Source organism: Streptococcus sp. HSISS3 (genome assembly GCF_000448605.1).
Classification (GTDB): domain Bacteria; phylum Bacillota; class Bacilli; order Lactobacillales; family Streptococcaceae; genus Streptococcus; species Streptococcus raffinosi.
Window position 1 is genome coordinate 1,066,548 of sequence record NZ_CM002130.1, and the last position, 23,524, is coordinate 1,090,071.

The 23,524-nt window shown below is 39.4% G+C and carries 21 protein-coding genes and 2 pseudogenes; 6 read left to right on the forward strand and 17 right to left on the reverse strand.

Features of this window, described 5'->3' with window-relative positions:
* The 9 genes and pseudogenes from HSISS3_RS11290 to queG form a co-directional block, all read right to left on the reverse strand.
* Positions 1-1,453: GBS Bsp-like repeat-containing protein (locus HSISS3_RS11290; protein ID WP_051176040.1), on the reverse strand; the 1,453-nt coding region annotated here is incomplete at its 3' end.
* A 174-nt stretch (positions 1,454-1,627) separates the two neighbouring features.
* On the reverse strand, positions 1,628-2,185 hold the full coding sequence (lepB, locus tag HSISS3_RS05020) for a signal peptidase I (protein ID WP_008534513.1): 558 nt from the start codon (positions 2,183-2,185) through the stop codon (positions 1,628-1,630).
* A gap of 119 nt (positions 2,186-2,304) precedes the next feature.
* The gene (locus HSISS3_RS05025) at positions 2,305-3,534 is read right to left on the reverse strand and encodes a tetratricopeptide repeat protein (RefSeq protein WP_021145469.1); all 1,230 of its coding nucleotides are present in this window, start codon (positions 3,532-3,534) and stop codon (positions 2,305-2,307) included.
* Positions 3,524-4,701, reverse strand: a pseudogene (locus HSISS3_RS05030) (AI-2E family transporter). The gene HSISS3_RS05025 and the pseudogene HSISS3_RS05030 overlap by 11 nt, the downstream one beginning before the upstream one ends.
* Positions 4,702-4,710: 9 nt before the next feature.
* The gene (locus HSISS3_RS05035; protein ID WP_008534510.1) at positions 4,711-5,193 is read right to left on the reverse strand and encodes an NUDIX hydrolase; all 483 of its coding nucleotides are present in this window, start codon (positions 5,191-5,193) and stop codon (positions 4,711-4,713) included.
* A 155-nt stretch (positions 5,194-5,348) separates the two neighbouring features.
* A complete protein-coding gene (ftsX, locus tag HSISS3_RS05040) occupies positions 5,349-6,278 on the reverse strand; it encodes a permease-like cell division protein FtsX (protein ID WP_021151940.1) in 930 nt (309 codons plus the stop codon).
* Positions 6,271-6,963: a cell division ATP-binding protein FtsE gene (gene ftsE, locus HSISS3_RS05045; protein ID WP_008534508.1), complete on the reverse strand. Its 693-nt coding sequence runs from the start codon at positions 6,961-6,963 to the stop codon at positions 6,271-6,273. The genes ftsX and ftsE overlap by 8 nt, the downstream gene beginning before the upstream one ends.
* A gap of 87 nt (positions 6,964-7,050) precedes the next feature.
* Positions 7,051-8,149 (reverse strand): peptide chain release factor 2 gene (gene prfB / locus HSISS3_RS05050; protein WP_134954254.1). Its coding sequence is split into 2 segments (ribosomal slippage): positions 7,051-8,076 and positions 8,078-8,149, totalling 1,098 coding nucleotides; the frame shifts between segments, so codons are not numbered across the junction.
* Between the two features lie 52 nt (positions 8,150-8,201).
* The gene (gene queG, locus HSISS3_RS05055; protein ID WP_042772068.1) at positions 8,202-9,320 is read right to left on the reverse strand and encodes a tRNA epoxyqueuosine(34) reductase QueG; all 1,119 of its coding nucleotides are present in this window, start codon (positions 9,318-9,320) and stop codon (positions 8,202-8,204) included.
* A 93-nt stretch (positions 9,321-9,413) separates the two neighbouring features.
* Here queG and HSISS3_RS05060 point away from each other — a divergent pair, with 93 nt between their 5' ends.
* Positions 9,414-10,271 carry a metallophosphoesterase gene (locus HSISS3_RS05060; protein WP_042766980.1) on the forward strand — a complete coding sequence of 286 codons (858 nt, stop codon included), beginning with the start codon at positions 9,414-9,416 and terminating at the stop codon, positions 10,269-10,271.
* A gap of 23 nt (positions 10,272-10,294) precedes the next feature.
* On the opposite strand, the gene HSISS3_RS05065 is transcribed toward HSISS3_RS05060, so the two are convergent.
* The 4 genes and pseudogenes from HSISS3_RS05065 to HSISS3_RS05080 form a co-directional block, all read right to left on the reverse strand.
* The gene (locus HSISS3_RS05065) at positions 10,295-11,041 is read right to left on the reverse strand and encodes an NADPH-dependent oxidoreductase (RefSeq protein WP_021151942.1); all 747 of its coding nucleotides are present in this window, start codon (positions 11,039-11,041) and stop codon (positions 10,295-10,297) included.
* Positions 11,042-11,436: 395 nt separating this feature from the next.
* Positions 11,437-14,121, reverse strand: coding sequence for a cation-translocating P-type ATPase (locus HSISS3_RS05070; RefSeq protein ID WP_021151943.1), 2,685 nt, complete (start codon positions 14,119-14,121; stop codon positions 11,437-11,439).
* Between the two features lie 264 nt (positions 14,122-14,385).
* A complete protein-coding gene (locus HSISS3_RS05075) occupies positions 14,386-14,772 on the reverse strand; it encodes a DUF1934 domain-containing protein (protein ID WP_008534501.1) in 387 nt (128 codons plus the stop codon).
* Between the two features lie 90 nt (positions 14,773-14,862).
* Positions 14,863-15,728 (reverse strand): annotated as a pseudogene (locus HSISS3_RS05080) (GNAT family N-acetyltransferase).
* A gap of 207 nt (positions 15,729-15,935) precedes the next feature.
* Between HSISS3_RS05080 and yidA the strand changes: the two are divergent.
* Together yidA and HSISS3_RS05090 are read left to right on the forward strand one after the other, a co-directional pair.
* Positions 15,936-16,745 (forward strand): sugar-phosphatase, encoded by an 810-nt coding sequence (gene yidA / locus HSISS3_RS05085; RefSeq protein ID WP_021145479.1) that lies wholly within the window; start codon positions 15,936-15,938, stop codon positions 16,743-16,745.
* Between the two features lies 1 nt (position 16,746).
* Positions 16,747-17,961: an aminoacyltransferase gene (locus HSISS3_RS05090; RefSeq protein ID WP_008534497.1), complete on the forward strand. Its 1,215-nt coding sequence runs from the start codon at positions 16,747-16,749 to the stop codon at positions 17,959-17,961.
* Between the two features lie 49 nt (positions 17,962-18,010).
* Here HSISS3_RS05090 and HSISS3_RS05095 read toward each other — a convergent pair whose 3' ends face one another.
* The 4 genes from HSISS3_RS05095 to yycF all read right to left on the reverse strand — a co-directional run bounded on the left by HSISS3_RS05095 (position 18,011) and on the right by yycF (position 21,294).
* Positions 18,011-18,370 (reverse strand): YbaN family protein, encoded by a 360-nt coding sequence (locus HSISS3_RS05095; RefSeq protein WP_008534495.1) that lies wholly within the window; start codon positions 18,368-18,370, stop codon positions 18,011-18,013.
* Positions 18,371-18,432: 62 nt separating this feature from the next.
* On the reverse strand, positions 18,433-19,245 hold the full coding sequence (locus HSISS3_RS05100; RefSeq protein WP_021151946.1) for an MBL fold metallo-hydrolase: 813 nt from the start codon (positions 19,243-19,245) through the stop codon (positions 18,433-18,435).
* A 5-nt stretch (positions 19,246-19,250) separates the two neighbouring features.
* Positions 19,251-20,591 (reverse strand): cell wall metabolism sensor histidine kinase VicK, encoded by a 1,341-nt coding sequence (gene vicK, locus HSISS3_RS05105; RefSeq protein ID WP_021151947.1) that lies wholly within the window; start codon positions 20,589-20,591, stop codon positions 19,251-19,253.
* A complete protein-coding gene (yycF, locus tag HSISS3_RS05110; RefSeq protein ID WP_021145486.1) occupies positions 20,584-21,294 on the reverse strand; it encodes a response regulator YycF in 711 nt (236 codons plus the stop codon). Before yycF ends, vicK begins: the two co-directional genes overlap by 8 nt.
* Before the next feature lie 285 nt (positions 21,295-21,579).
* Between yycF and HSISS3_RS05115 the strand changes: the two genes are divergently transcribed.
* The 3 genes from HSISS3_RS05115 to HSISS3_RS05125 all read left to right on the forward strand — a co-directional run.
* A complete protein-coding gene (locus HSISS3_RS05115; protein ID WP_021151948.1) occupies positions 21,580-22,347 on the forward strand; it encodes an amino acid ABC transporter ATP-binding protein in 768 nt (255 codons plus the stop codon).
* A 9-nt stretch (positions 22,348-22,356) separates the two neighbouring features.
* The gene (locus HSISS3_RS05120; protein ID WP_021151949.1) at positions 22,357-23,190 is read left to right on the forward strand and encodes a transporter substrate-binding domain-containing protein; all 834 of its coding nucleotides are present in this window, start codon (positions 22,357-22,359) and stop codon (positions 23,188-23,190) included.
* A gap of 17 nt (positions 23,191-23,207) precedes the next feature.
* On the forward strand, positions 23,208-23,524 hold a 317-nt coding region (locus HSISS3_RS05125; RefSeq protein ID WP_042771844.1), incomplete at its 3' end, for an ABC transporter permease subunit.

A 23,524-nucleotide genomic window follows, 5' to 3' on the forward strand; every position in this document is an offset into this window, starting at 1 on the left:
ACTTGTGTTGGCTGGCAGAAACCGTCACCTTATAGGAACCATCCTCCTGTTTTGTAGCATTATGCCAAACAAGATCGTCTTGACCATTTTGGTCAGACCATACAGGGATAACGACACCTGTAATCCCACCTGGATTGGTGAGATTGGTGATAACAACATCAAAAGTGCCTCGATTTTTGTCGTTGTTGGCAATCGTTAAGGTTCCTTGAGTCTTGGTAATATCAAGGGTCACTTGTTTGCCACCAAGGCCAATGAATTTACCATCATTATCAACCAAGTAGACATGAGAGTTATAGAGACCGCTATCACCTTTATGGTTGCTTGAACGAACGGTTACCTTATAGTCTCCATTAGCTTGTTTAGCTGCCTTGTACCAGATGATATCATCTTGACCATTCTTTTCTGACCAGGTTGGAACTAGAACTTCTTTGAAGCCGTATGGTGCAACCAAATTTGAAATGACAAGATCATAGCTACCAGTAGCATTGTTCAAACCTGTAATGGCAAGCTCTGCTTTTGGATTATTTTGAATTTCTATCGGATTGTCACTGATGTTAATCGCAGTATTACTTTCTTCATCCCACTCGTAGAGCTTATATGCTTCAATCAAACGAATAAGCTTGCCTGCATACCCTGGATCTGTCGCATATCCAGCATTTTTTAGTTCCTGGGCAGCAGTCCTATAATCTGTTGCATTGATAACTTTTCTATAATTGTTTTTTCGCCACTCTGTACTGGTGAAAAATTTTGCATGATCTACAACACTGTCATTCCACGATGAATATTTTCTAAAGGCAGCGTTAATGGTAATATAACGACCGTTAAGATATTCCTGAGTTGGTACCACTACCGTATCACCACCCCAATCATCCGAATCCTTAATGCCAAAGAGATTATGATTAGGTGCTTGAGCAAGGCTTGAGTTGCCCCAACCACTTTCTAGGATTGCCTGGGCTGCCGTAATTGATGGGAGCACTCCTTCCTTGGCTCCATCCATAGCTCCCTGTTTAATAGCATTAAGAAAATGACTTTGGCTCTCACTGGTACTGTCAACACTATCTGGCCCTTGATAAGCACTCCTAGTCACGGAATTATTGGTCAAATTAGAAGCTACTATATAATCTGCTTTATCTTGAAATACTGTCTCCGTTGAGTTTTGGTCAACAGTGTTAAATGAAGCCTCAGCTGTCACTGTCGTATACGAATTTTCAAAAGTAACTTCTGAGGTTTGCTTTTCTCCTTTCGGTACAGTCTCAGAATTTGAAACAGTCGTTGAACTCGTCGTTTGCTCCTTTGATATTGGCTTAGTAGCATTAGCATTTGAAGGATTTTCCATTACTTCATCAGCTCCTGCTGTCACACCACATGTCCCTAAGAATAACATGGTTAACATAACGCCACATAATCCATAGGTTTTATTCTTCTTAAATCCTAAGACATTTTTTTCTTGCATATTCTTTTCCTTTTCTACTGATATATTTCCGTTAATTCACTTCAATTCTATTTAAGTTAAGTCTTAAATTAGCTGACGATAGCTCCCAGTATCAAAATGAATTACCAGTTATATATTCGCAAAAAAGCTAGAAACTTAACAAAAGTTCCTAGCTTTTTCAGTCATTAAAGAATATTAGTCAACATCAACAAAACCAAAATGTGACAGAGGGTACAATCGGAAAGAAATAACACCTTTAATTTGGTCTTTTTTAATAAGTCCGAACTTACGACTATCTTTTGTATTTCGACGATTATCGTTTAATACTAGGTATTGTCCCTTTTCAATCTTCGTTTGCTTGTTATCGGTCAACGTTGCAATTGAAAAATCATCTGTGAAAAAATTCCCAGGCGAAACAGTAGCCAAATAAGCTGATTTATCGTGGCTAATATAATTTTCTTCAATTGGCTTATCATTGACATAAAGAAAATCATCCATAGCTGTTACGCTCTTTCCTTCACCGGCAATAACACGTCCAATGTATTCCTTGCCATTAACGGTATAAAGGATAAAATCTTTTTTCTTCGGTTCAACGTTTTTATTGAAGGTAACATAATCACCTGCATGGATATAATTATTTGCCTGATTTTCAGTCACACGATGCGTTGAAAAAACAAAAGACCTCAGTAACAAGATCACTACGATGGCAAGAACTGCTATAATAATATTTCGAATTAAATCTCTCTTAACCATATCTACTCCTTATGGGTTCTAATAAAATCATAACATAAATAGACAAATAAAAAAGAGGAAGTGAACAGACTTAACTATCACATCCTCTATTGAGTTTATGCTTTCAAGAGTTTCAAAGACTAATTGTCATCAAGAAATGTTTGCATATTAACATCATCTGGAACCAAGGAAAGATATTTTTCCGCCGTAACACGCGCTTGATCTCTGTAGCCAAATTCGCGCAAGATATAAGCGTAATCCTGTAAAAATTCAGGGTTATCAGACAAATCAGTAGATAGGTCTTGATAAATTTGAAAGGCTTTCTCTTCATCATCAAGTGCTTGATAAGCCTTGGCAATGTTCCAACGGGCCAAGACAGAATCAAATTCGTAATCGGCTAAAGCCACGAGATCATCGTAACGTTCTTCTTCCAAATAGAGAGTACTTAAACGTAAAACAATCTCGTCCTGATCCTCAGCTAGCGGCAAGGCTTGCTTCAAATAGGATTCAGCAGACTGAGTATCGTGCAATTCGTAGGATAACTGTGACGCTAACAAAAGTAATTGCACATTAAAGGTATTTTTAGAAATTCCTTGTTGTGCTATCCGTAAAGCTTCTTCGGTTTTATGTTCAGCATGTAACGATAAGGCGTAAATATACTCATACCCCTCAAAGTCTGCAGACATGGTTTCAATCTGTTTGAAGTAAAAATTAGCTTTTTGATACTCTTCCTGATCGTAAAGTAGTGTCGCTAATTCAAAGGCAATAGTATCATCGTATTCAATTTCAATAGCTTTTTCCAAAAATTCTCGAGCAGCTTCAAACTTACCAAGACTAGCATAAGCTTTACCAATACGTTCATAAGTAGAAACCCCCGTAGCTTCAAGAAGCTCACGGTTATCAAGTTTAGCATAATAATGAATAGCCTGCTCAAAGTTTCCAAGTTCAAACTCCATTTCAGCCAAACCGAAAATGATAATGGAGTCATCTGATAGTTGACTCGCCTCTAGCAACTTGTCACGGGCTACATCTGTTAACCCCTCCATTTGGTATAGATCTGCCTTCACAACTAAAGCAGACAAATAATCCTCGGAGTCCTCAGGAATAGCATCTAAAAAGAGAAAAGCCTTCTCAATATCACCATCTTCAGCAGCAATTTGAGCTAGATTAACATTGACCTCTGGAAAATCAAAACGAACTTTTTCATAAATTTCTTGAGCCTGTGGTAAAAAACCGATAGATTCAAGGTACTCAGCTAACTCTACGAGAACTTCAGCTGGATCTTCTTGCAGAGCTTTCTTAAAATATTTATCCGCATGATCTAAATCTTGGTTACCAATAGAGGCAACCATTTTCTCACTATTTAACATCTTCTTTTTGTCCTTCAATTTCTTTGTCATCATGGTAAAGATTACTTACTGACCGGTACCAATCAAAAATCTCTTTAACAACAACCTTGACGGAAGCATAGATTGGGATTCCTAATAATACGCCCCAGACGCCGTAAAGAGAACCTGCCGTCAGAAGAATAAACATAATAGTAATAGGGTGAATACTGAGTTTGTTACCCAAAACAAGTGGAGAAACAAAACGTCCTTCAATGGTTTGCTCAATGACAAAAATAATGAGAACCTTGATTAACATTGCGGGACCTTGTACCAACCCCATAATAACAACTGGTACCATGGCAAGAAAACTTCCAAGGTAGGGAACCATATTTAAGAAACCTGCCATAATACCAAAAGTCACCCCATATCGAAGACCCACAATTTTAAACATGATACAAAACATAATGGCCACGACGATAGCAACTGTAACTTGGCCTTGAACATAACCTTCTAACTGATTATTGATATCTGACAGCATTCGAACAGTCGTTTCACGAAAACGAGTGGGTAACACTGACACAAAGCCCTGCTTCATCTTTTGACTATCCCTTAGGAGATAAAAAAGAATGAAAGGAGCCAAAATAATAGCAACCGTAACCCTAGCCACAGTACTAGCAAAGGTTCCTACCCAAGTCAAAGCTGATGAAGAGAAATTTTCAGCATAGTTAACCATTCTCGCTGAGAAATCACTGAGCATAGCTTCTAAATCTCCACGGTAATTGGAAAGAAAAGGGAGATTTAGCCAGCGTTCAGCTTCACTATTAGCTCGGGCAATATAAGACGGTGTATTTCTAATCAAAATCAAAATCTGATTTTGCAAACTAGGAATAGCTGTTGAGATTCCCAAAACTAAGAGTAAGGCGAGAATAGCATAGATGACCAAGATAGAAATCGTTCTACTTAAACCAGTTTTTTCTACTAAGAGAACCAAAGGCTTTATCAAATAGTAAAGGAGCGTAGAAATAACCAGAGGCAACATGATGATTGTCAAAAAATCAATGACTGGTGAGAAAATAGGACTAATTTTGGTAAAAATCAAAACCGTCAAACCAATCAACAGTAATATTAAAAAGGCCACTACAGCCTGATTATTCAAAACCCATTTAAAAACCAAGTTTCTGAAAAATTTTCTGTCTTTTTTCGCTTCATAGTTTCTCCCTATTTATCATAAAAGGTCACAGTCTTGTCTACCAAGTTCTGGTTGGAATCATAAACAAACTTAGCAGAGAAGAAAGGTTTGTCTTCAAGAATCCACTTAAAGATCTCATAGTCACCTTCCCAAGTTGGCTTAGACAAAACCTTATCATAAGGTACCCATTCAAGCGTTCCTTCACGAGACTCCTCATCTGAGATGAGTTCTCCTTCAAAACCAGTCACCTTAAAGACATAGGTGTACCAATCATGACCAGGGGTAAATTCTGGGAAGGTAATCATACCTTTAAAATCCATCTCTGTCACTGTAAAATGTGTTTCCTCGAGAATTTCACGACGAGCACATTCATCTGGTGTCTCTCCAGCTTCTAGTTTTCCCCCAACAGAAATCCACTTTCCTTCATGAACATCATTAGGCTTTTTATTACGATGTAGGAGCAAAAGCTCTTTTCCATTATCAATATAACAAATGGTAGCTAACTTTGTCATAATGCATCTCTTTTCCAATGTTTTTTAAATATTATACCAAATCTGAGATTGGATTTGGTCTTTGAGCCATGATTTTGAGATAAAGCAAAAATTTAGGTGTCATGAAGCATTCTGGATCGAAAAAAGAGAACCAGAACGGTTCTCCTTTAATTGCATTAATATTTCAAATAACGGCGCATTGCCATACGAGACCCAACTGAACCGATAATAATACCGACTGCAAAGAGGGTTCCAATAACAGCGTAGACAAACCATTCTGGATCATACATAGAGACACCACCCTTAACAAAATCAGGGTTTAAGGTTGAATAAACCATGTGGTACAAAAGATAGATGAGGCCAGAAGGAATGATGGCACCTAATGCACCAATCCAAGCACCTTCCATCAAGTAAGGACGGCGAATGTAAGAATTCTTAGCACCGACCAAACGCATGATGTGAATTTCAGTCGCACGTGACATAATGGTGATACGAATGGTATTAGAAATCAAGAGTACAGCCACAACAGTTAAGAGAGCTGTCGCAATAATTCCCCACAATTGAACACGTTTCATGGTAGACATCAGAATTTCACTATCTGAGCCACCAAAGTTAGAATTATCAACCCCCTGAATAGCCTTAGCTTCCTTGGCAACACGACTCACATCATCTGGTGTTTTAGTTTGAATAATGTACACATCTGATAGAGGGTTTCCATCTCCAGTAGCTGTTTCGAAACTTGACCCCATTGTTTTGATGAGTTCTTTCTTTTGTTCTTCTTTACTAGAGAAAGTAACCTTATCGACACCCTTTATCTTGGTCAATGCATCATAAACTTTATGGTAGTCTTTATTGGCAACAATTTGACCAGATATCTCTTTAACAGTTTTTGAAGCATCCGTCGAATCAGGCTGCAAGTACACATTGACCTGAATATTTTTTTCAATATCAGAAGCCAATTTTTGAGTGTTAAGAATAACAGAACCAAAAACACCTAAAAGTGACAGCACAATCATTACTGAGAATACCGCCGTAAGAGTAGACAATAGATTACGTTTGAGGTTCTTAATAGATTCTCCTAAATGGCGGAAAAAGCGTCTAATCATGGTAACCGTACTCTCCTTCCTCTTCATCACGAACAATACGTCCCTCTTCAATCGCTATGACACGATGACGAAGGTTATTAACGATAGTTGAGTTATGGGTTGCCATTAAAATGGTCGTTCCCTGCAGATTAATACGTTCAAGAACTTGCATAATTTCCCAAGAAATCTCAGGGTCCAAGTTCCCTGTTGGTTCGTCCGCAATCAAAACTTTTGGATTATTTACGATAGCACGCGCAATAGCGACACGTTGTTGCTCACCACCAGATAATTGGTTAGGGAAAGAACGCATCTTGTGCTTAAGTCCAACCAATTCGAGAACCTCTGCGACACGTTTTTTTATGTGACGAGGGCGCTCACCGATGACCTCCATCGCATAAGCAACATTTTCAAAAGCTGTTTTCTTTGGAAGAAGTTTATAATCCTGGAAAACAACCCCGATAGAACGTCGCAAGAGTGGAACATCTTTTTTACGAAGATGGGTTAAATCAAACTCCCCTACCTTCATAGAACCACTCGTTAATTTTTCTTCTTGGTAAAACAAGCGAATTAAACTTGATTTACCGGCACCAGAAGGTCCAACTAAGTAAACAAATTCCCCTGAATTAACAGACAAATCAATGTGTCTTAGGGCAGTTGTCGACTTATCATACTTCTTAGTAACATCTTTTAATTCAATAAGAGCCATAATGTCAGTATTCAACTACTAAAATAGCTGAATGTCTTCCTTTCATTGAGATAAAGTATCTAAATACTTAAAAACAGTATATCATTACTATTCTTCCATACGCCACTTGAGGTAGGCATCAATGAAGCCTTCAATATCTCCATCCATTACCTTATCAACCTGGGCAACTTCATAGCCTGTACGATGATCCTTAACCATAGTGTATGGGGTGAAAACGTATGAGCGAATTTGGCTTCCCCAAGTGATTTCTTTCTTATCACCTTTCAAAGCATTCACTTCTTCTGCTTTCTTTTCTTGCTCCATTTGATAGAGTTTCGCTTGAAGCATCTTCATCGCACGGTCACGGTTTCCGTATTGTGTACGGTCAACCGTTGAAGCTACAACAATACCTGTTGGAATGTGAGTCAAACGCACACCGGTAGAAACCTTGTTGACGTTCTGACCACCTGCACCACCTGAACGGAAAGTGTCCATCTTGATATCATCATCACGAATATCAACTTCAATGGTATCATCCAATTCAGGCATGACTTCCACAGAAGTAAATGAGGTGTGACGACGTTTGGCAGAGTCAAAAGGCGAAATACGAACCAAACGGTGGACACCCATTTCTGACTTGAGGAATCCGTAAGCATTAGGACCTTCAAAAGCAAGGGTTACAGATTTAATACCAGCTTCATCACCCGCCTGATAATCCAAAGTTTCAACCTTGAAACCTTTGGCATTTCCATAACGTTGGTACATACGGAGCAACATATCAGCCCAGTCTTGAGCCTCTGTTCCACCAGAACCTGGGTGAATTTCCAGAATGGCATTGTTATGGTCATATGGTTCAGACAAGAGTAAGGTCATCTCGTAACTTGTCATAATCTTATCAAGTTTTTCGAGCGTCTCTTCGAGTTCCTCCTGAACACTGCTATCTTCTTCCAACATCTCCAAATATAGTTCTGTCTCGTCAGAGAGTTCTTGCATATTGTTGAAAGTTTCGTATTTCATTTTGAGCTCGTTCAACTCTTGAGAAGTTTTTTGAGCTGCAATATTATCATTCCAAAAATCAGGCTCAGTCATTCGGTTTTCAAGGAGCGCAATGTCCTCTTCCAAACGATCTAAGTCAAAGAGACCTCCCGAAGCTCACGAGCTTCTCTTGATTTTCAGAGATTTTTTGGCGAATTTCTGCCACTTCCATGGATAGGTTTCCTCCATTTTATAGTATTATGCTTAATTCTAGCATAAATCGCCTAAATTTGCCATTTTGCACATACAAGCTCCCACTCAGCTTGGGATTCTTTATCTTTGGGTGAAAGTCCTCTCATATAGTCTAACATAGCTTGATCTGGCTTCTTAACTATCTCACCGAGAGCCCAAATAGCCGTTGCCGTATGGATGGGATTATTATTCTTATCAATAATCTCCATCAGTTTGACAATGGCGTTGCGATCATGTAAGTTGGCCAAAGCAATAATGGCATTTCGCTGAAGAATATTCTTACCACGCCAAGAACCGGCGATCATGCCAAACCTCTCTTTAAAAGACTTATTAGTCAGCTCTAGAAATGGGAGCAATTCAGGCATGGCAAGCTCAGGGTCAATATCTGAAGCTAAAGGATTGTCAATACCTCTGTTATATGGACAGGAAATCTGACAAATATCACAACCATAGATAACAGTCTTGATCTTCTTTCGAAACTCCATATCCATCATGCCCTTATCTTGGGTTTGGAAGGAGAGGCAACGACGAGCATTCATAGTCCCATCACCAATGAGACAAGATGTCGGACAGGCATCCAGACAACGACGGCAATCCCCGCAACCATAGTCTACCTCATGATCAGGTTCAATCTCTAGATTCGTGATAAGCTCCCCGAGATACATGTAGGACCCGTATTCTTTCGAGATAACCAGTCCATTCTTACCAATAAAACCAATTCCTGCTCGCTTGGCTACTGCAGTATCGACCAAGGCTCCAGTGTCCACCATACCTTTATATTCGAAGTTTTCTGTCAGTTTTTCAATGCCTTCTGCCAGGCGTTTTAGTTTATCCTGCAAAACATAGTGATAATCGAGACCCCATGAATTTGGAGTGATTTTGCCACGCTTATACTCTGTTTTTTGGGGTTGTTGTGGCAACTTATGCGGATAGGCAACTGCAATGGAAATGATGGTTTTAGCTGATTCCAAGCTCAATTTGGGGTAAATACGCTCTTCAATATTTTTATGCTCAAATCCTGTCGTTCGCCCTTCTTCAACGCCAAGTCGAAGGGACTTTTCCAGATAGGCGAAATCATCGGCTGTTGTAAAACCAATTTTTGAAATGCCAATCTCCTTGGCCATCTTTTGTATTTCTAACTTGATATCCATATTCTTATCATAATGAAAATGTAGCCCTAGGGCAAGCATTTTTCATCATCTTCGTTTAAAGACAAGGCACAACCTTTTTGTTACAATGTTTCTATGACAAGACTTGCAGTAATGAGTGATTTACATATTGATTTGAATCACTTTGAGACATATGAAATTGATACTCTTATAAAATGTCTAAAAGATCAAAAAATCAGCCACCTTCATATTGCTGGTGACATTTCTAATCATTATTTTAGCGACACTAAACCATTTCTACAAAAGCTTTCCAAGGAGGTCAAGGTCACTTATAATTTAGGCAATCATGATATGCTTGATTTGGAGGATGACCTTATTGATAAGCTTGATTTCCAGCTGATTGATTTAGGTAATAAGACATTATTGGCTTTTCATGGCTGGTATGATTATTCCTATTCAGATGAAAAGTTGGATAAAATTCTCAGGCGTAAGAGACAGCTTTGGTTCGACAGACGTCTCAGACGATTGGGGACTGATTCAGAAATCTGTCAAACTAGTCTCAAGAAGCTAGATAATGTTTTAAGCGAATTAGATACGAGCAAACTCATTGTTGCTATGCATTTTGTTCCTCACAGCCGTTTTACCATGACGCACGAACGTTTTAAACCTTTTAATGCTTATTTGGGATCAGAAGAGTTCCATCAGATTTTCGTCAAACACGACGTTAAAGATGTTGTTTTTGGTCATGCCCACAGGAGTTATGGGACGGTAAAGAGTGACGGTGTAACCTATCACTCTCGCCCCCTTGGCTACCGTCGAGAATGGGATTTAACCATTAACTTTGTTTCCAATCACCCTGAACTCAATCCAACTGGAACATGGAACCTCTCCAAACGTTACAACCTGGTCAAGAAACTCCCAGAGTTTTTAGAGTATGAAAAAAAGGAACTAGCAAATGAGTTCCTTTCATCCATGACATTATTCAATGTATAGAACGGCTCTATGGGAGTCGTTTTTTATTCGGTGAAGAATCCCTGCTTTTGAAGGTCCTTCAAGGTATTTGCACGATTAGCGACAGATTTATCCATAGTCTTTGCAATCTGAGTCGTAAATTTATCAACTCTGTGATTAAGATCGCGAAGGTCATAATACTCATGGACGTCAGCATCGTAGTCTTTAAGTTCTTCCAAGGGATTTTCCAAATCCTGATAGTAATTTTCCATATGGATGACGTGACGTGGCAAACGAGGTTTCAGCTGTGGTTCCTGATTTGGCCAACCAACTGCTAAGCCCACTGCGGGATAAACATACTTAGGCAGTTTAAGAAGCTCTGAAAGTTTAGCATTATCATTTAAGATACTACCCAAGTAAACAGCTCCCATACCCAAACTCTCAGCAGCTACAACCATGTTTTGAGTAGCAATCATAGCATCTGAAAAAGCTGAAATAAAGCGTTCGGGGCTACCTTGCACCAAGGCCTCAGCGCCCTTTGCTTCCGCAATCAAGGTATTACGTCTTTGATCCACAACAACTACAAAAAGATGCCCAGCCTTTGGAATATAGGGTTGGTTGGCAATCTCTGCAATTTGTTCCTTCAACTTTTCATCAGTGATGCTTATAATTGAATAAGACTGTCTAAAATTACTCGTTGATGTATGTCTGGCAACATCAACCAAGAGGTTGACTTCTTCCTGTGTCAGAGCTTTGGGTTTAAACTGACGAATACTACGATGATTAAGTTGTGTCTTAATGGTTTCGTTCATATGCTTCTCCTTAAACTAGTCATTACTTCCCCTCAATTATAAACAATACATCTGACGAATTCAAGATGTGATAAGAAAAAGCTCACGACTTAATCTCTGATCAAAATGTTGAAAAATGTCCTTAAAAAATCTAGTAAACTAAGAAGCTTTACTAAAATCGGAAAAGACTCTTTATTTAGCGACTGTACGGTACATATTCCGAGCCTTTCCGACGTGATAAAAACGACTGAAACATAAAAGTTGCAGTCGTTCGGAAATTTGGAGACTTTAGGCTCGAAACGTAGTCATAGAACTTCGAAGAAGTTCGCTGACGTCCGCTATCACATAAGGAAAGTCTCAAAAATAGACCTTTATCTCTAATAAAAGCCAGAGACCTGTATCTCTGACTTTGTATTTTATATAGCGTCTTTATCCTTGCCAAGGGCACGTTGAACGGCTTTGACTAATTCAACAAATACCACAATCAAGAAGGAACCTACAATAACCGCAAGCCATTGTGTCAGACTAAGGTGTGACACATGGAAGAGATTATTAAATCCAGGAACCACGATAGTTGCCATCAGAAGAACAAAGGCTACTGGAATGGCCCAATTGAAAGTATTGTTTCTGAAGAGACCAACTTTAAAGACTGATTGATACACAGATTTAACGTTAAAGGCATGGAGCAACTGAATTAAGCCAAGTGTTGCAAAAGCCATTGTAAGGGCATCTGCGTGAATGGCTCCTTGCGTATGGTGTTCTGGGAAGACAAGACCCCAACCATAAACGGCAAGAACAAGGATAGTTTGAAGAATTCCCTGATAAATAATAGCACCGAAGACACCACCATCAAAGAAGTTTGATTGACGTCCACGAGGTTTGTGAGTCATAATACCTGGTTCAGCTGGCTCAACCCCAAGTGCGATGGCTGGAAGGGTATCAGTTACTAGGTTAATCCAGAGAAGATGAACTGGTTGAAGCACATCCCATCCAAACAGTGTAGCGAAGAAGATAATGAAGACTTCGGCCATATTGGCTGACAAGAGGTACTGGATTGATTTTTGGATGTTTGAGAAGACCTTACGACCTTCTTCTACAGCGACGATAATTGTCGCAAAGTTATCATCGGCAAGAACCATGTCAGAAGCTCCCTTAGAAACCTCTGTACCAGTAATTCCCATACCAATACCAATATCAGCTGTCTTAAGTGAAGGTGCATCATTAACCCCGTCACCTGTCATGACAACAACCTTGCCATCATTTTGCCATGCCTTAACAATACGAACCTTATGTTCAGGAGACACACGCGCATAGACAGAGTATTGTTTGAATACTTTTTGGAATTCTTCATCAGAAAGTTCATTCAGCTCAGCACCAGTGAAGACATGGTCTTCTGTGTCATTTGGATCGATGATACCAAGACGTTTAGCAATAGCTTCTGCTGTATCTTGGTGGTCACCAGTAATCATGATTGGACGAATACCCGCTTCTTTCGCCACACGAACAGCTTCTGCTGCTTCAGGACGTTCTGGGTCAATCATACCTACCAAACCTGAGAAAATAAGGTCTGACTCAACAACTTCAGATTCCAAAGTAGGAATTTCACTCGTTGTCTTATAAGCCATCATCAAGACACGAAGGGCTTGTTTGGCTAAATCTTTATTAGTCGTAAGAATAGCTTGTTTATCTTCATCCGTGATAGGACGAACCTCACCATTGATTTCAATACGAGTCACACGTTTGAGCAATTGGTCAGGCGCACCCTTAACGGCTACAAAGTATGTACCATCCGCTTCCTTATGGATAGTAGACATGAGCTTACGGTCAGAGTCAAATGGCAACTCTGCCACACGAGGCTCTGATTTCAAGACGTCACGCACATCAAAATTATGGTCCAAACCAAATTGAACAAGGGCTGTTTCCGTTGGATCCCCGATTAATTTACCATCTGGATCCACCTTTGTATCATTGGCAAAGTTCATAATACGAAGGGTCGTATTGTCCGCACCAAGTTCTGTGTCAGCGCTTTGCAATTGACCGTTTGCATAGACTTTTTCAACGGTCATTTGGTTCATTGTCAAGGTACCAGTCTTATCAGATGCGATAATTTCTGTTGAACCAAGTGTTTCAACAGCTGGCAATTTACGCACAATCGAATTACGTTTAGCAAGTGTCGTTGTTCCCAATGATAAGAGGATGGTTACAATAGCAGGTAAACCTTCAGGAATGGCTGCAACGGCAAGAGCAACGGCAACCATCAAACCTTCAAGGGGCTGTTCGCCACGAATGAAGACACTCACCAAGAATGTCACCAAAGCAATCGCAACAATAAGGTAGGTTAAACTCTTAGATAATTGTTCTAGGCTTTGCTTCAAAGGTGTTTGTGATTCGTCCGCATTAGCCAGCATATCAGCAATTTTACCAACTTCAGTATACATACCAGTATTGGTAACAACACCAGTACCACGACCATAAGTCACGTTAGAATTCTGGTAACCCATATTTACACGGTCACCAATACCTGCATCTGCTGCAACCGTTTCAGTAATATCCTTTTCAACTGGAACAGACTCACCTGTAAGGGCAGCCTCTTCAATCTTGAGTGAGGCAGCTTCAAGCAAACGCATATCGGCCGGAACAACATCACCTGCTTCAAGCAAAACAATGTCTCCAGGAACCAATTCACGTGAATCAATCTCAACGATATTGCCATCACGACGAACACGAGCTAGAGGACTTGACATGTTTTTAAGGGCTTCAATAGCAGCTTCTGCCTGTCCTTCTTGATAAACACCAAAAGCAGCATTTAAAACAACAACGGCTAAAATAATGCAAGCATCTGTCAAACCATGCATCCCTTCTGTAATGACAGAAAGGGCAGCGGCGACAAGCAAGATGATAATCATCAAATCTTTAAACTGGTCGATGAATTTTGACAAGAGGCTACGTTTTTCACCTTCATCCAACTCGTTAAAGCCATAGGCATCTAAACGTTCCTTGGCTTGTGCAGTTGACAAACCATCAACAGAAGTATCCAAGCTTTTTAGGACTTCTTCCTCTCCTTGTGTGTAAAACAAGGCTTTACTTTGTTCTTTCGACAAAATAATCTCCTCCTTCTATATAGGGAAAAATGACTATCAAGGCTCTTTTCATATAAAAAATGATACAAAAAGAGACTTGTTTCCTTAAAAACAAGTCTCGCTGTTTAAGAATATGCCGGAAATGTAAAATTTCGTAATGACGACATAATCGCAACCTTTAATCAAATCTATTGACTAAAGTCGCCTGCTACTCCCTTGATATACCCTTACATTTTATCATAATTTAGGGCTTTTTCAAGCCAAATGACTCAATTTTTTCACAAATTAAAACCATGAAACCTCTAATTCATAATCAGCAAAGACGTCTTCCGTTTCTGGATGTTGCAATTGATAATGAATATCAACTGTTTGGCCATCAGGATCATAGGCAAAAAGGCTCGTAACGGTTTGAAAATGCTGAGTACCAAGCGGCGTCGGAATGTGAACCAAGGCAGGTACCTTGGCTGAAAAACGCATGATTGATTTAGGCTGAGAAAAGCGTGTCATAATGAGCTCTTCCTGATTCAATTTTATTACCACTTTTTCTTTCTCGGAATTATGGTGAATAAGATAGAGATAATCTCCTTTTTCCGTAACCTCACAAGGGTGGATTTCCTCAATGATTTCCGTTTGATCTGCTACTTTAATTTTATTTTTGATTTTAATTTCCATTAATTACTCCTTTTGTTGCTATACCTATTTTTCCAACTCTAATGTGACACTGACAGCAGACACATTTTCAAATTCTTCTAATAACATTAGTCATTCTTTCTGTTTCAAGTAGACCACTTGAGTTTGTTTGACAAAGCCGATTTTTTCATACAAATGCTTAGCTCCCACATTATCATCTTCCACTGCAATTTGGAAGGACTTGTCGTTATGCGCAATGAGTTGATTGACGACTGATTTTGCCAGATAGCTTCCATAGCCTTGCCCACGATAGTCTTCTGCCACAGCAAGTCCATAGAGATAGTTGCTATTCCCAGACAAATCAACCGTACAAAGTCCGATGACCTGACCTTCTTTGAGGAGGATGTAAAGTAGGCTATTGGAATCTTTCAAAGCCTCAGCAATATATCTGAGGCTCACCTCAAATGTTTCTTCTGCATCAGAAAAGGCTTGGTGGTGGAGCTGGGCAATTTCTTCAAGATAAGAGGAAGTTGCTAAGAGCGACTTGACATCTGAACGGAAATCCAGAGTATATGGAGTTCTATCTCTCCCTAGCCAGGTTTCAGTGCCTGCATCTTCAACTAGGCCCCAATGACTGATAAAATCAGGATGACAATCTAGAAAAACACGTTCTGTCTGAAAGGTCACTGATTGAATAGGATAAGATGCCGTTTCCTTCTGAAATTTGTCAAACAAACTCCTCGCAATGCCTTTGCGGCGATACTCTGGGACAACTAAAATCGCCACTTCAACATCTTCGTTATCCGCATAAACCGTTAATAAACCAAGCAATTCTTCCTCTTGATAATAGAGAAAAAGGTCGGCATAGTGGAATCAAAATTAAGCATATTGGAGAGATAAGGTTCTCGAAAGGTGTGGTCATTAGCTTGGCAGCTAGCAATCAATGCTTTTGCTTCCTTACGTTCTTTATCTGTCAATTGGTTTGTAAATCGAATCACTCTTGTCTCTCCTTTATTAGTCTGACCTTATTTTACCAATTAAAAAGCATTTGGGCAATTCTTAGTAACAAACCGTTCTATACAGTTTGGAGTCGGCTTTAACAGTTTTCGATTCGCCAATATTATTTTTCTCAGGAAGAACTATGACAAAGCGCCCAAATTTTAGTAAAATAGAAGGGAAACTAACTTAATGAAACAGGTATTTATATGTCTATTAAACTTATTGCTGTTGATATTGACGGGACGCTTTTAAATAGCCAACATCAAGTCACACCTGAAGTCTTTCAAGCGATTCAAGAGGCCAAGGCTGCGGGTGTTAAAGTCGTTATTGCGACTGGTCGTCCTATTCCTGGCGTGCTTCCACTTCTTGAAGAACTTAATCTTAACCAAGATGGCGACTATGTCATCACTTTTAATGGTGGTCTTGTCCAAGAAACGTCTACCGGTAACGAATTGATTCGTGAAACGCTCTCATACGAGGACTACCTTGACATTGAAGTTTTGGCCAACAAGCTTGGTGTTCATTCTCACGCTATCACTAAAGATGGTATCTACACAAGTAATCGAAATATTGGACGCTACACTGTTCATGAATCTACGCTTGTTCATATGCCTATTTACTATCGTACACCTGAAGAGGTTGCTGACAAGGAATTTGTTAAGGCCATGTATATCGATGAACCTGAAATTCTTGATGCAGCCATTGCCAAACTTCCACAGGAATTTTACGACCGCTTTACCATTGTAAAATCTACACCATTTTACCTAGAAATTCTCAAGAAAACTGCTAACAAAGGAATTGCCGTTACGCATCTTGCTGAGAAACTCGGTCTTTCTAAAGAAGAAACAATGGCTATCGGTGATGAAGAAAATGACCGTGCTATGCTGGAGGTCGTCGGTTCTCCTGTCGTTATGGAAAATGGAAATCCAGAAATCAAGAAAATTGCGAAACACATCACAAAATCAAATGATGAATCTGGTGTCGCTTACGCTATTAGAAAGTGGGTTCTAGACTAATATGTATACCTATAAAACTGGTCTCAGTACTTCTGAGCATGACCGCTTTGTGATTGATAGTCCTCAAACCAACTTATTACAAAGTAGCTCATGGGCAAAAATCAAGGATAGTTGGGGCAATGACCGTCTAGGTTTCTATAAAGATGATAAACTTGTTGCCGTTGCTAGTGTTCTTATTCAACCACTGCCTCTTGGCTTCTCTATGATTTACATCCCACGAGGCCCTATCATGGACTACCACGATAAAGAGTTAGTCGCTTTTGTCCTGGCTTCACTGAAAAAGTATGCCAAAACAAAACACGCCCTCTTTGTTAAATTTGATCCAAGCCTCTTTGTCACTAAAAATTTGATTTCTCAAGAAGTTAGCATCAACGAAGATACTATGGCTATTGCCAAAAACATCCAATCTCTTGGTGTTGAATGGACTGGTCTCACTGAAGACATGGCTGAGAATATTCAACCACGCTTTCAGGCTAATATCCATAAAGAAGATTTCACTGAAGAACAGCTCTCTAAGAGCACCAAGCAGGCTGTTCGTACTGCTCGAAACAAAGGTATTTCGGTTCAATTTGGTGGCACTGAGCTTCTTGAACAATTCGCTTCTTTGATGAAGAAGACTGAAGCTCGTAAAAACATCCATCTTCGTGGCATAGACTACTATGAAAAGTTGTTGACGACTTACCCAGAATCGTCTTACATTACACTCTCAACACTAGATTTGCCAGCCCGTCTTAAAGATCTTAATAAGCAACTTGAAAAGAACATTGCTGATGCTGCCAAGTTCACTGAAAAAACCAAACCTGGAAAAGTTGAGAACAATAAGCAAGAGCACAAACGTCTCAAAGAAGAAATTGCCTTTCTCCAAGAAAAAGTAGATGCTGGAAATCAGACAGTCCCACTCTCTGGTACCCTAGTTCTTGAATTTGGTAAGACGTCTGAGAATATCTACGCTGGTATGGATGAAGACTACCGCCGTTATCAACCGGCTATCCTGACATGGTATGAAACTGCTAATCATGCTTTTGAGCGTGGCGCTGACTGGCAAAACATGGGAGGTATTGAAAATTCCTTGGACGGTGGCTTGTATAACTTCAAATCAAAATTCAACCCCCGCATTGAACAGTTCATCGGTGAATTTAACCTTCCGGTTAGTCCTCTTTATGGCTTAGCTAACTTTGCCTATAAAGTCCGTAAAAAAATAAGAAGCAAACATTAATAATATTTAAAATGAGACTCCTTTTTCGAAGTCTCATTTTTATGATAGCTCAGTCTTTATCAGGAATAACCTTAAATAAATAATAGGTGATGAAAAGTGTCAGACAGAAGAGTCCGATTTTTACCCAAAGAATAGGAGCAAAAAAGATTGAAATCCCCATCAAGACATAGATTTGAATGATAATCTTTTTCTTTCGTTCTTTAGCAATAGATTTGGTTTCTCGAAAATCAGCTACATAACTTTGATACAATTTAGTGTGATATAACCATTTTTCAAAACGTTTAGAACTTCTAGCAAAGCAAGCAATGGCTAAAAGTAGAAAGGGTGTTGTCGGCAATATTGGCAGAGGGATTCCTAGAATACCTAAACCAAGCGAGATAAAACCTAAGGAGAGATAAATGACTTTCATATAAATAATCCTTTCAAAAAGAGCCACACTAAACTTATTAGCGTAGCTCTTTCACTATTTCTCTAAATATCAGTCAGTGGAGTGGCTGTGTCTGGAGAGGTATCAAAAACCTTAAAGTCATTACCAACACCAAAGTCCGCACGTGCCAACTGATTTTCCATCGTCATATGGGCCAATTCCTTGATATTATTTTCTTTGGAGAGGTGACCCAGATAGATCTTTTTAGTTTTATTACCGATGGTACGAATCATAGCGTCCGCACCATCTTCATTACACAAGTGACCTTGATCAGAGAGGATACGTTGCTTGGTTGACCATGGGTAAGAGCCTGCTCTCAAGATTTCAATATCATGATTAGACTCAATCAGATAGCCATCAGCATTTTCAATAATCCCAGCCATGCGATCTGATACATAGCCCGTATCCGTCAACATAACAAAGCTCTTTCCATCTTTCATAAAGCGGTAGAACTGTGGATCTATAGCATCATGACTAACTCCAAAAGATTCAATGTCAATATCACCAAAGGTCATAATCTTGTCACGAGAAAAAACGTGCTTCTGGCTATTATCAACCTTACCTAGCATATTTTTACTGTCCATAATCTGCCAGGTTTTCTCATTGGCGTAGATGTCCATGCCATATTTACGAGCTAGAACACCGACACCATGGATATGGTCCTTGTGTTCATGCGTTACTAGGATAGCATCAAGATCACTCGGATCACGGTTAATCTCAGCTAGCAAATTTGTAATTTTCTTACCTGACAAACCAGCATCTATTAGAATTTTCTTTTCTGGAGTTTCCAAGTAAAAAGAATTTCCAGTAGATCCTGAAGCCAAAATACTATATTTAAACCCTATATCTGAGGTCATTTCTACTACATCTCCCAATCATCAACCATCATAGCATCCTTGTCATATGGAAGAACAATAGTAAAGGTTGAACCCTTACCATATTCACTCTTAGCCCAAATAAAGCCATTATGTTGTTTAATAATTTCCTTGGCAATGGACAAACCTAAACCAGTTCCACCTTGAGCTCGGCTTCTTGCCTTGTCAACACGGTAAAAACGGTCGAAAATCAAAGGCAAATCTTTCTTAGGAATACCTAAACCTTGGTCGGAAATTGAAACAATTAATTGCGCATCCGTAGTCTTCATGGACACCGTAATCTCTCCACCATCGGGCGAATACTTAATAGCATTATTAAGAATATTATCCACGACCTGAGTCATCTTATCTGTGTCAATTTCCACCCAAATAGAATTAACAGGATAATCTCGAATAATTTCATAATCCTTACCAGTATTATTTTCTTGACTTTTGATTTGATCAAAACGATTCAAAATATAGGTCATAAAGGCCGTAAAATTGGTCATTTCAACATCAAGATGTGTGCTCTTATTATCAATATGAGAAAGGGCCAAAAGGTCAGAGATCATCCTCATCATTCGGTTGGTTTCATCCAAAGAAACCTTAATAAAGTTTGGAGCAATCTCTTCATTAAGGGCACCATCATCAAGAGCTTCAAGGTAGGATTTAACGGAAGTTAAAGGCGTCCGCAATTCGTGACTGACATTTGATACGAATAAACGACGTTCACGTTCTTCTTTTTCCTGTTCAGTGGCATCATGAATAACAGCAACTAAACCTGAAATAAAGCCAGACTCCTTACGAATCAGGGCAAAATTAACACGCAAGGTCACAAACTCATCGTTAGCGTCTCTACGTGACAAATGAATTTCCGGTGTCTTAGATAGTAATTCACTATAAGTATAAGGACTTTCACCATCTAACAAATCCAAGATTGACATCTGGGTCGCCGTTTCCCTATCAATATTTAATAAACGCTTGGCTGTACTATTAATCATGGTAATTTGACCACGACGATTGGTCGCAATAACTCCATCACTCATATAGGAAAGGACTGAAGACAAGCGATTTTTTTCTTGGGCTAGATTTTCATGCGTCAGACGGAAAACGTCTGATAAATCATTCAAGCTATTTGCCAGCTCTAAGAGCTCCGAATCTCCCTTTAAGCGTAACTCTTCATTATAGTTTCCAGCCATCAAAGATATTACTCGCTTAGTCAACTTCCGAATGTTCTTCACTTGACGGTAATCACGATAAGCAAGAAAAATAAAGTAAAAAGCAACAAATAAGAGAGTAAAGAGTAAGGCTAACTCAAAGCTCGTAATATTTAAGCCAATACTAGTCATAGTTCTTCATGTAGTAGCCAACACCACGGCGGGTCAAAATATACTCTGGACGGCTTGGTGTATCTTCAATTTTTTCACGAAGACGACGAATAGTGACGTCAACCGTACGCACATCACCAAAATAGTCATAACCCCAAACAGTTTCAAGTAGATGCTCACGTGTCATGACTTGTCCCATGTGAGTTGCCAAATGGAATAACAATTCAAATTCACGGTGAGTCAATTCAACTTCATTCCCACGTTTTTTAGCTACAAAGGCATCTGGAACGATAATTAATTCACCAATCGAAATTTCTTTCTTGCCTGAGTTTGAGCTCTCTTCAGCCGCTGCTGTTTCAATAGTCTCTGTTCGACGCAAATGAGCCTTAATTCGTGCTAACAACTCACGATTTGAGAACGGTTTAGTGACATAATCGTCTGCCCCAATCTCCAAGCCAATGACCTTATCAAACTCGCTATCTTTAGCTGAAAGCATGATAATCGGTATATGACTTGTTTTTCGGATTTCCTTGGCTACTTCTAAACCATCTAGTTCAGGTAACATCAAGTCCAAGATAACTAAATCAGGATTTTCAGCTTCAAATTGCTCCAAAGCTTCACGACCATCAAATGCCGTCACAACTTCGTAACCTTCCTTGGTTAGATTAAACTTGATAATATCCGAAATTGGTCTTTCATCATCAACAACTAGAATTTTTTTCATACAAACACCTCATCGGTTTTCTTAGTTCATTTCAATTTAGTAAAGCAATCCACTTTACGTATCTATTCTATTATACCAAAAATTAGGTTAAGGACCAAGTTTGGGCTATGCGTTCCTAGTAAGATACAGACTTACCTGTAATTTTCAAACACCACTAATGGCTTATATTCGTTAAAAATTAATATTATGATTGAATTTTCAAACATTTTTGACATTTAGCAAAGTCTATAGTAAAATACTCACTTGTTATTACATATCTAAAATCAAAAAATTTAGGAGGCTCTTATGGCACTTATTGAATTTAAAAAGGTCAATAAATATTATGGAGACTATCACGCTCTTCGTGATGTCAATCTAGAAATTGAGAAAGGACAAGTTGTGGTTCTCTTAGGACCTTCTGGTTCAGGTAAATCAACTCTTATCCGTACAATTAATGCTTTGGAATCTATTGAAAATGGGACCCTCATCGTTAACGGACATAACGTTACTGAAGCATCTGCTAAAGATTTGGTTGAACTTCGTAAAGAAGCTGGTATGGTTTTCCAACACTTCAACCTCTACCCCCACAAAACCGTTCTTGAAAATGTAACCTTGGCACCTATCAAGGTTCTCGGCATCAGTAAGGCTGAAGCTGAAAAGACTGCTGAAAAATTCCTTCGCTACGTTAACATGTGGGACAAGAAAGATTCTTATCCTGGTATGCTCTCAGGTGGGCAAAAGCAACGTGTCGCTATTGCCCGTGGTCTCGCTATGAATCCTGAGCTTTTGCTCTTTGACGAACCAACATCAGCCCTTGACCCTGAAACTATTGGTGATGTTCTTGCCGTTATGCAAAACCTTGCCAAAGGCGGCATGAACATGGTTGTCGTTACTCACGAAATGGGCTTTGCCCGTAGTGTGGCTGACCGCATCATTTTCATGGCCGAAGGTCAAATTCTTGTCGACACGACTGATGTGGATGGGTTCTTTGACAACCCTACAGAACCTCGTGCAGTGCAATTCCTTTCTAAGATTATCGACCACAACTCTGATCGTGTTCAAGTCGATGCCTAAGGAGGGCTTATGTTAATCAAGAAACTTAGTCGTATTTTAGCTATCTCGGTTTTAGCTTTTGTAGCAGTTCTCCTCTGGAACACTAAGATTAGTCAGGCAGATGAAAGCAGTAAACTACTCAATAGTGCTGCAATTCAAAAAATTGTCAAAAAAGGGACTCTAAACGTTGGTGTCAAACAAGATGTCCCAAATTTTGGTTACTACTCAGCCAAAACCAATACCTATCAAGGGATGGAAATTGACCTCGCTAAGAAAATTGCCAAAGAACTTAATGTTAAGGTGAATTTTACAGCGGTTACCCCACAAACTCGTGAAGCCCTTATGGACAATGGGACTATTGACATGCTTATCGCTACTTATACCATTACAGATGAGCGTAAGGCTTCATATGCCATGTCAAACCCTTACTACTATGACCAAATCGGTTTCCTCGTTCAAACAAAATCTGGTTATAAGAAACTATCTGATTTAAACAGAAAAACCATTGGAGTTTCTCAAGGCTCATCTGCTAAAGCAGCTGTTCAAGAATATGCTTCAGCTCACAATCTTAAGTTTGATTATGTTCAACTAGGCTCATATCCTGAGTTAGCCGTATCCCTCTATGCTTATCGTATTGATGCCTTCGCTGGTGACAAATCAATCTTGTCAGGTTACGAAAGTGATAAAACCAAGATCCTAGATGAAGGTTTCAAAACTCAAAAATACGGTATCGCTTCAAGTAAGTCTAACCAAGACTTGATTGACTACACTAACGATTTGTTGGCGAAGTGGCAAAAGGATGGTAGTCTTCAAAAACTATACGATAAATATCACTTGAAACCAGCTAAGGCTGAAGACAAATAGAAAGGAGTCCTGAATATATGTATCTTTTAACTGAAACGGCTAGTCCTTTCGCTCTTGAACGTTGGGCTGCTTTCTTCGCTAACTTTGGACAATTTGCTAAAGGCTTCTTCTACACCCTCGGTATTTCGATTGGTGCCTTGATTGTTGCCCTTCTTCTTGGGCTCATCTTTGGTGCCATGAGTTCAACTCATAACAAGGTGCTTCGTGGCATTGCTCGTGTTTATGTCGAAATCTTCCAAAACACACCACTGCTTGTGCAATTCGTGGTTGTCTTCTATGGGATTTCAATCTTGACGGACGGCCGTATCATGCTTCCTATTTCATTGACGGCTAT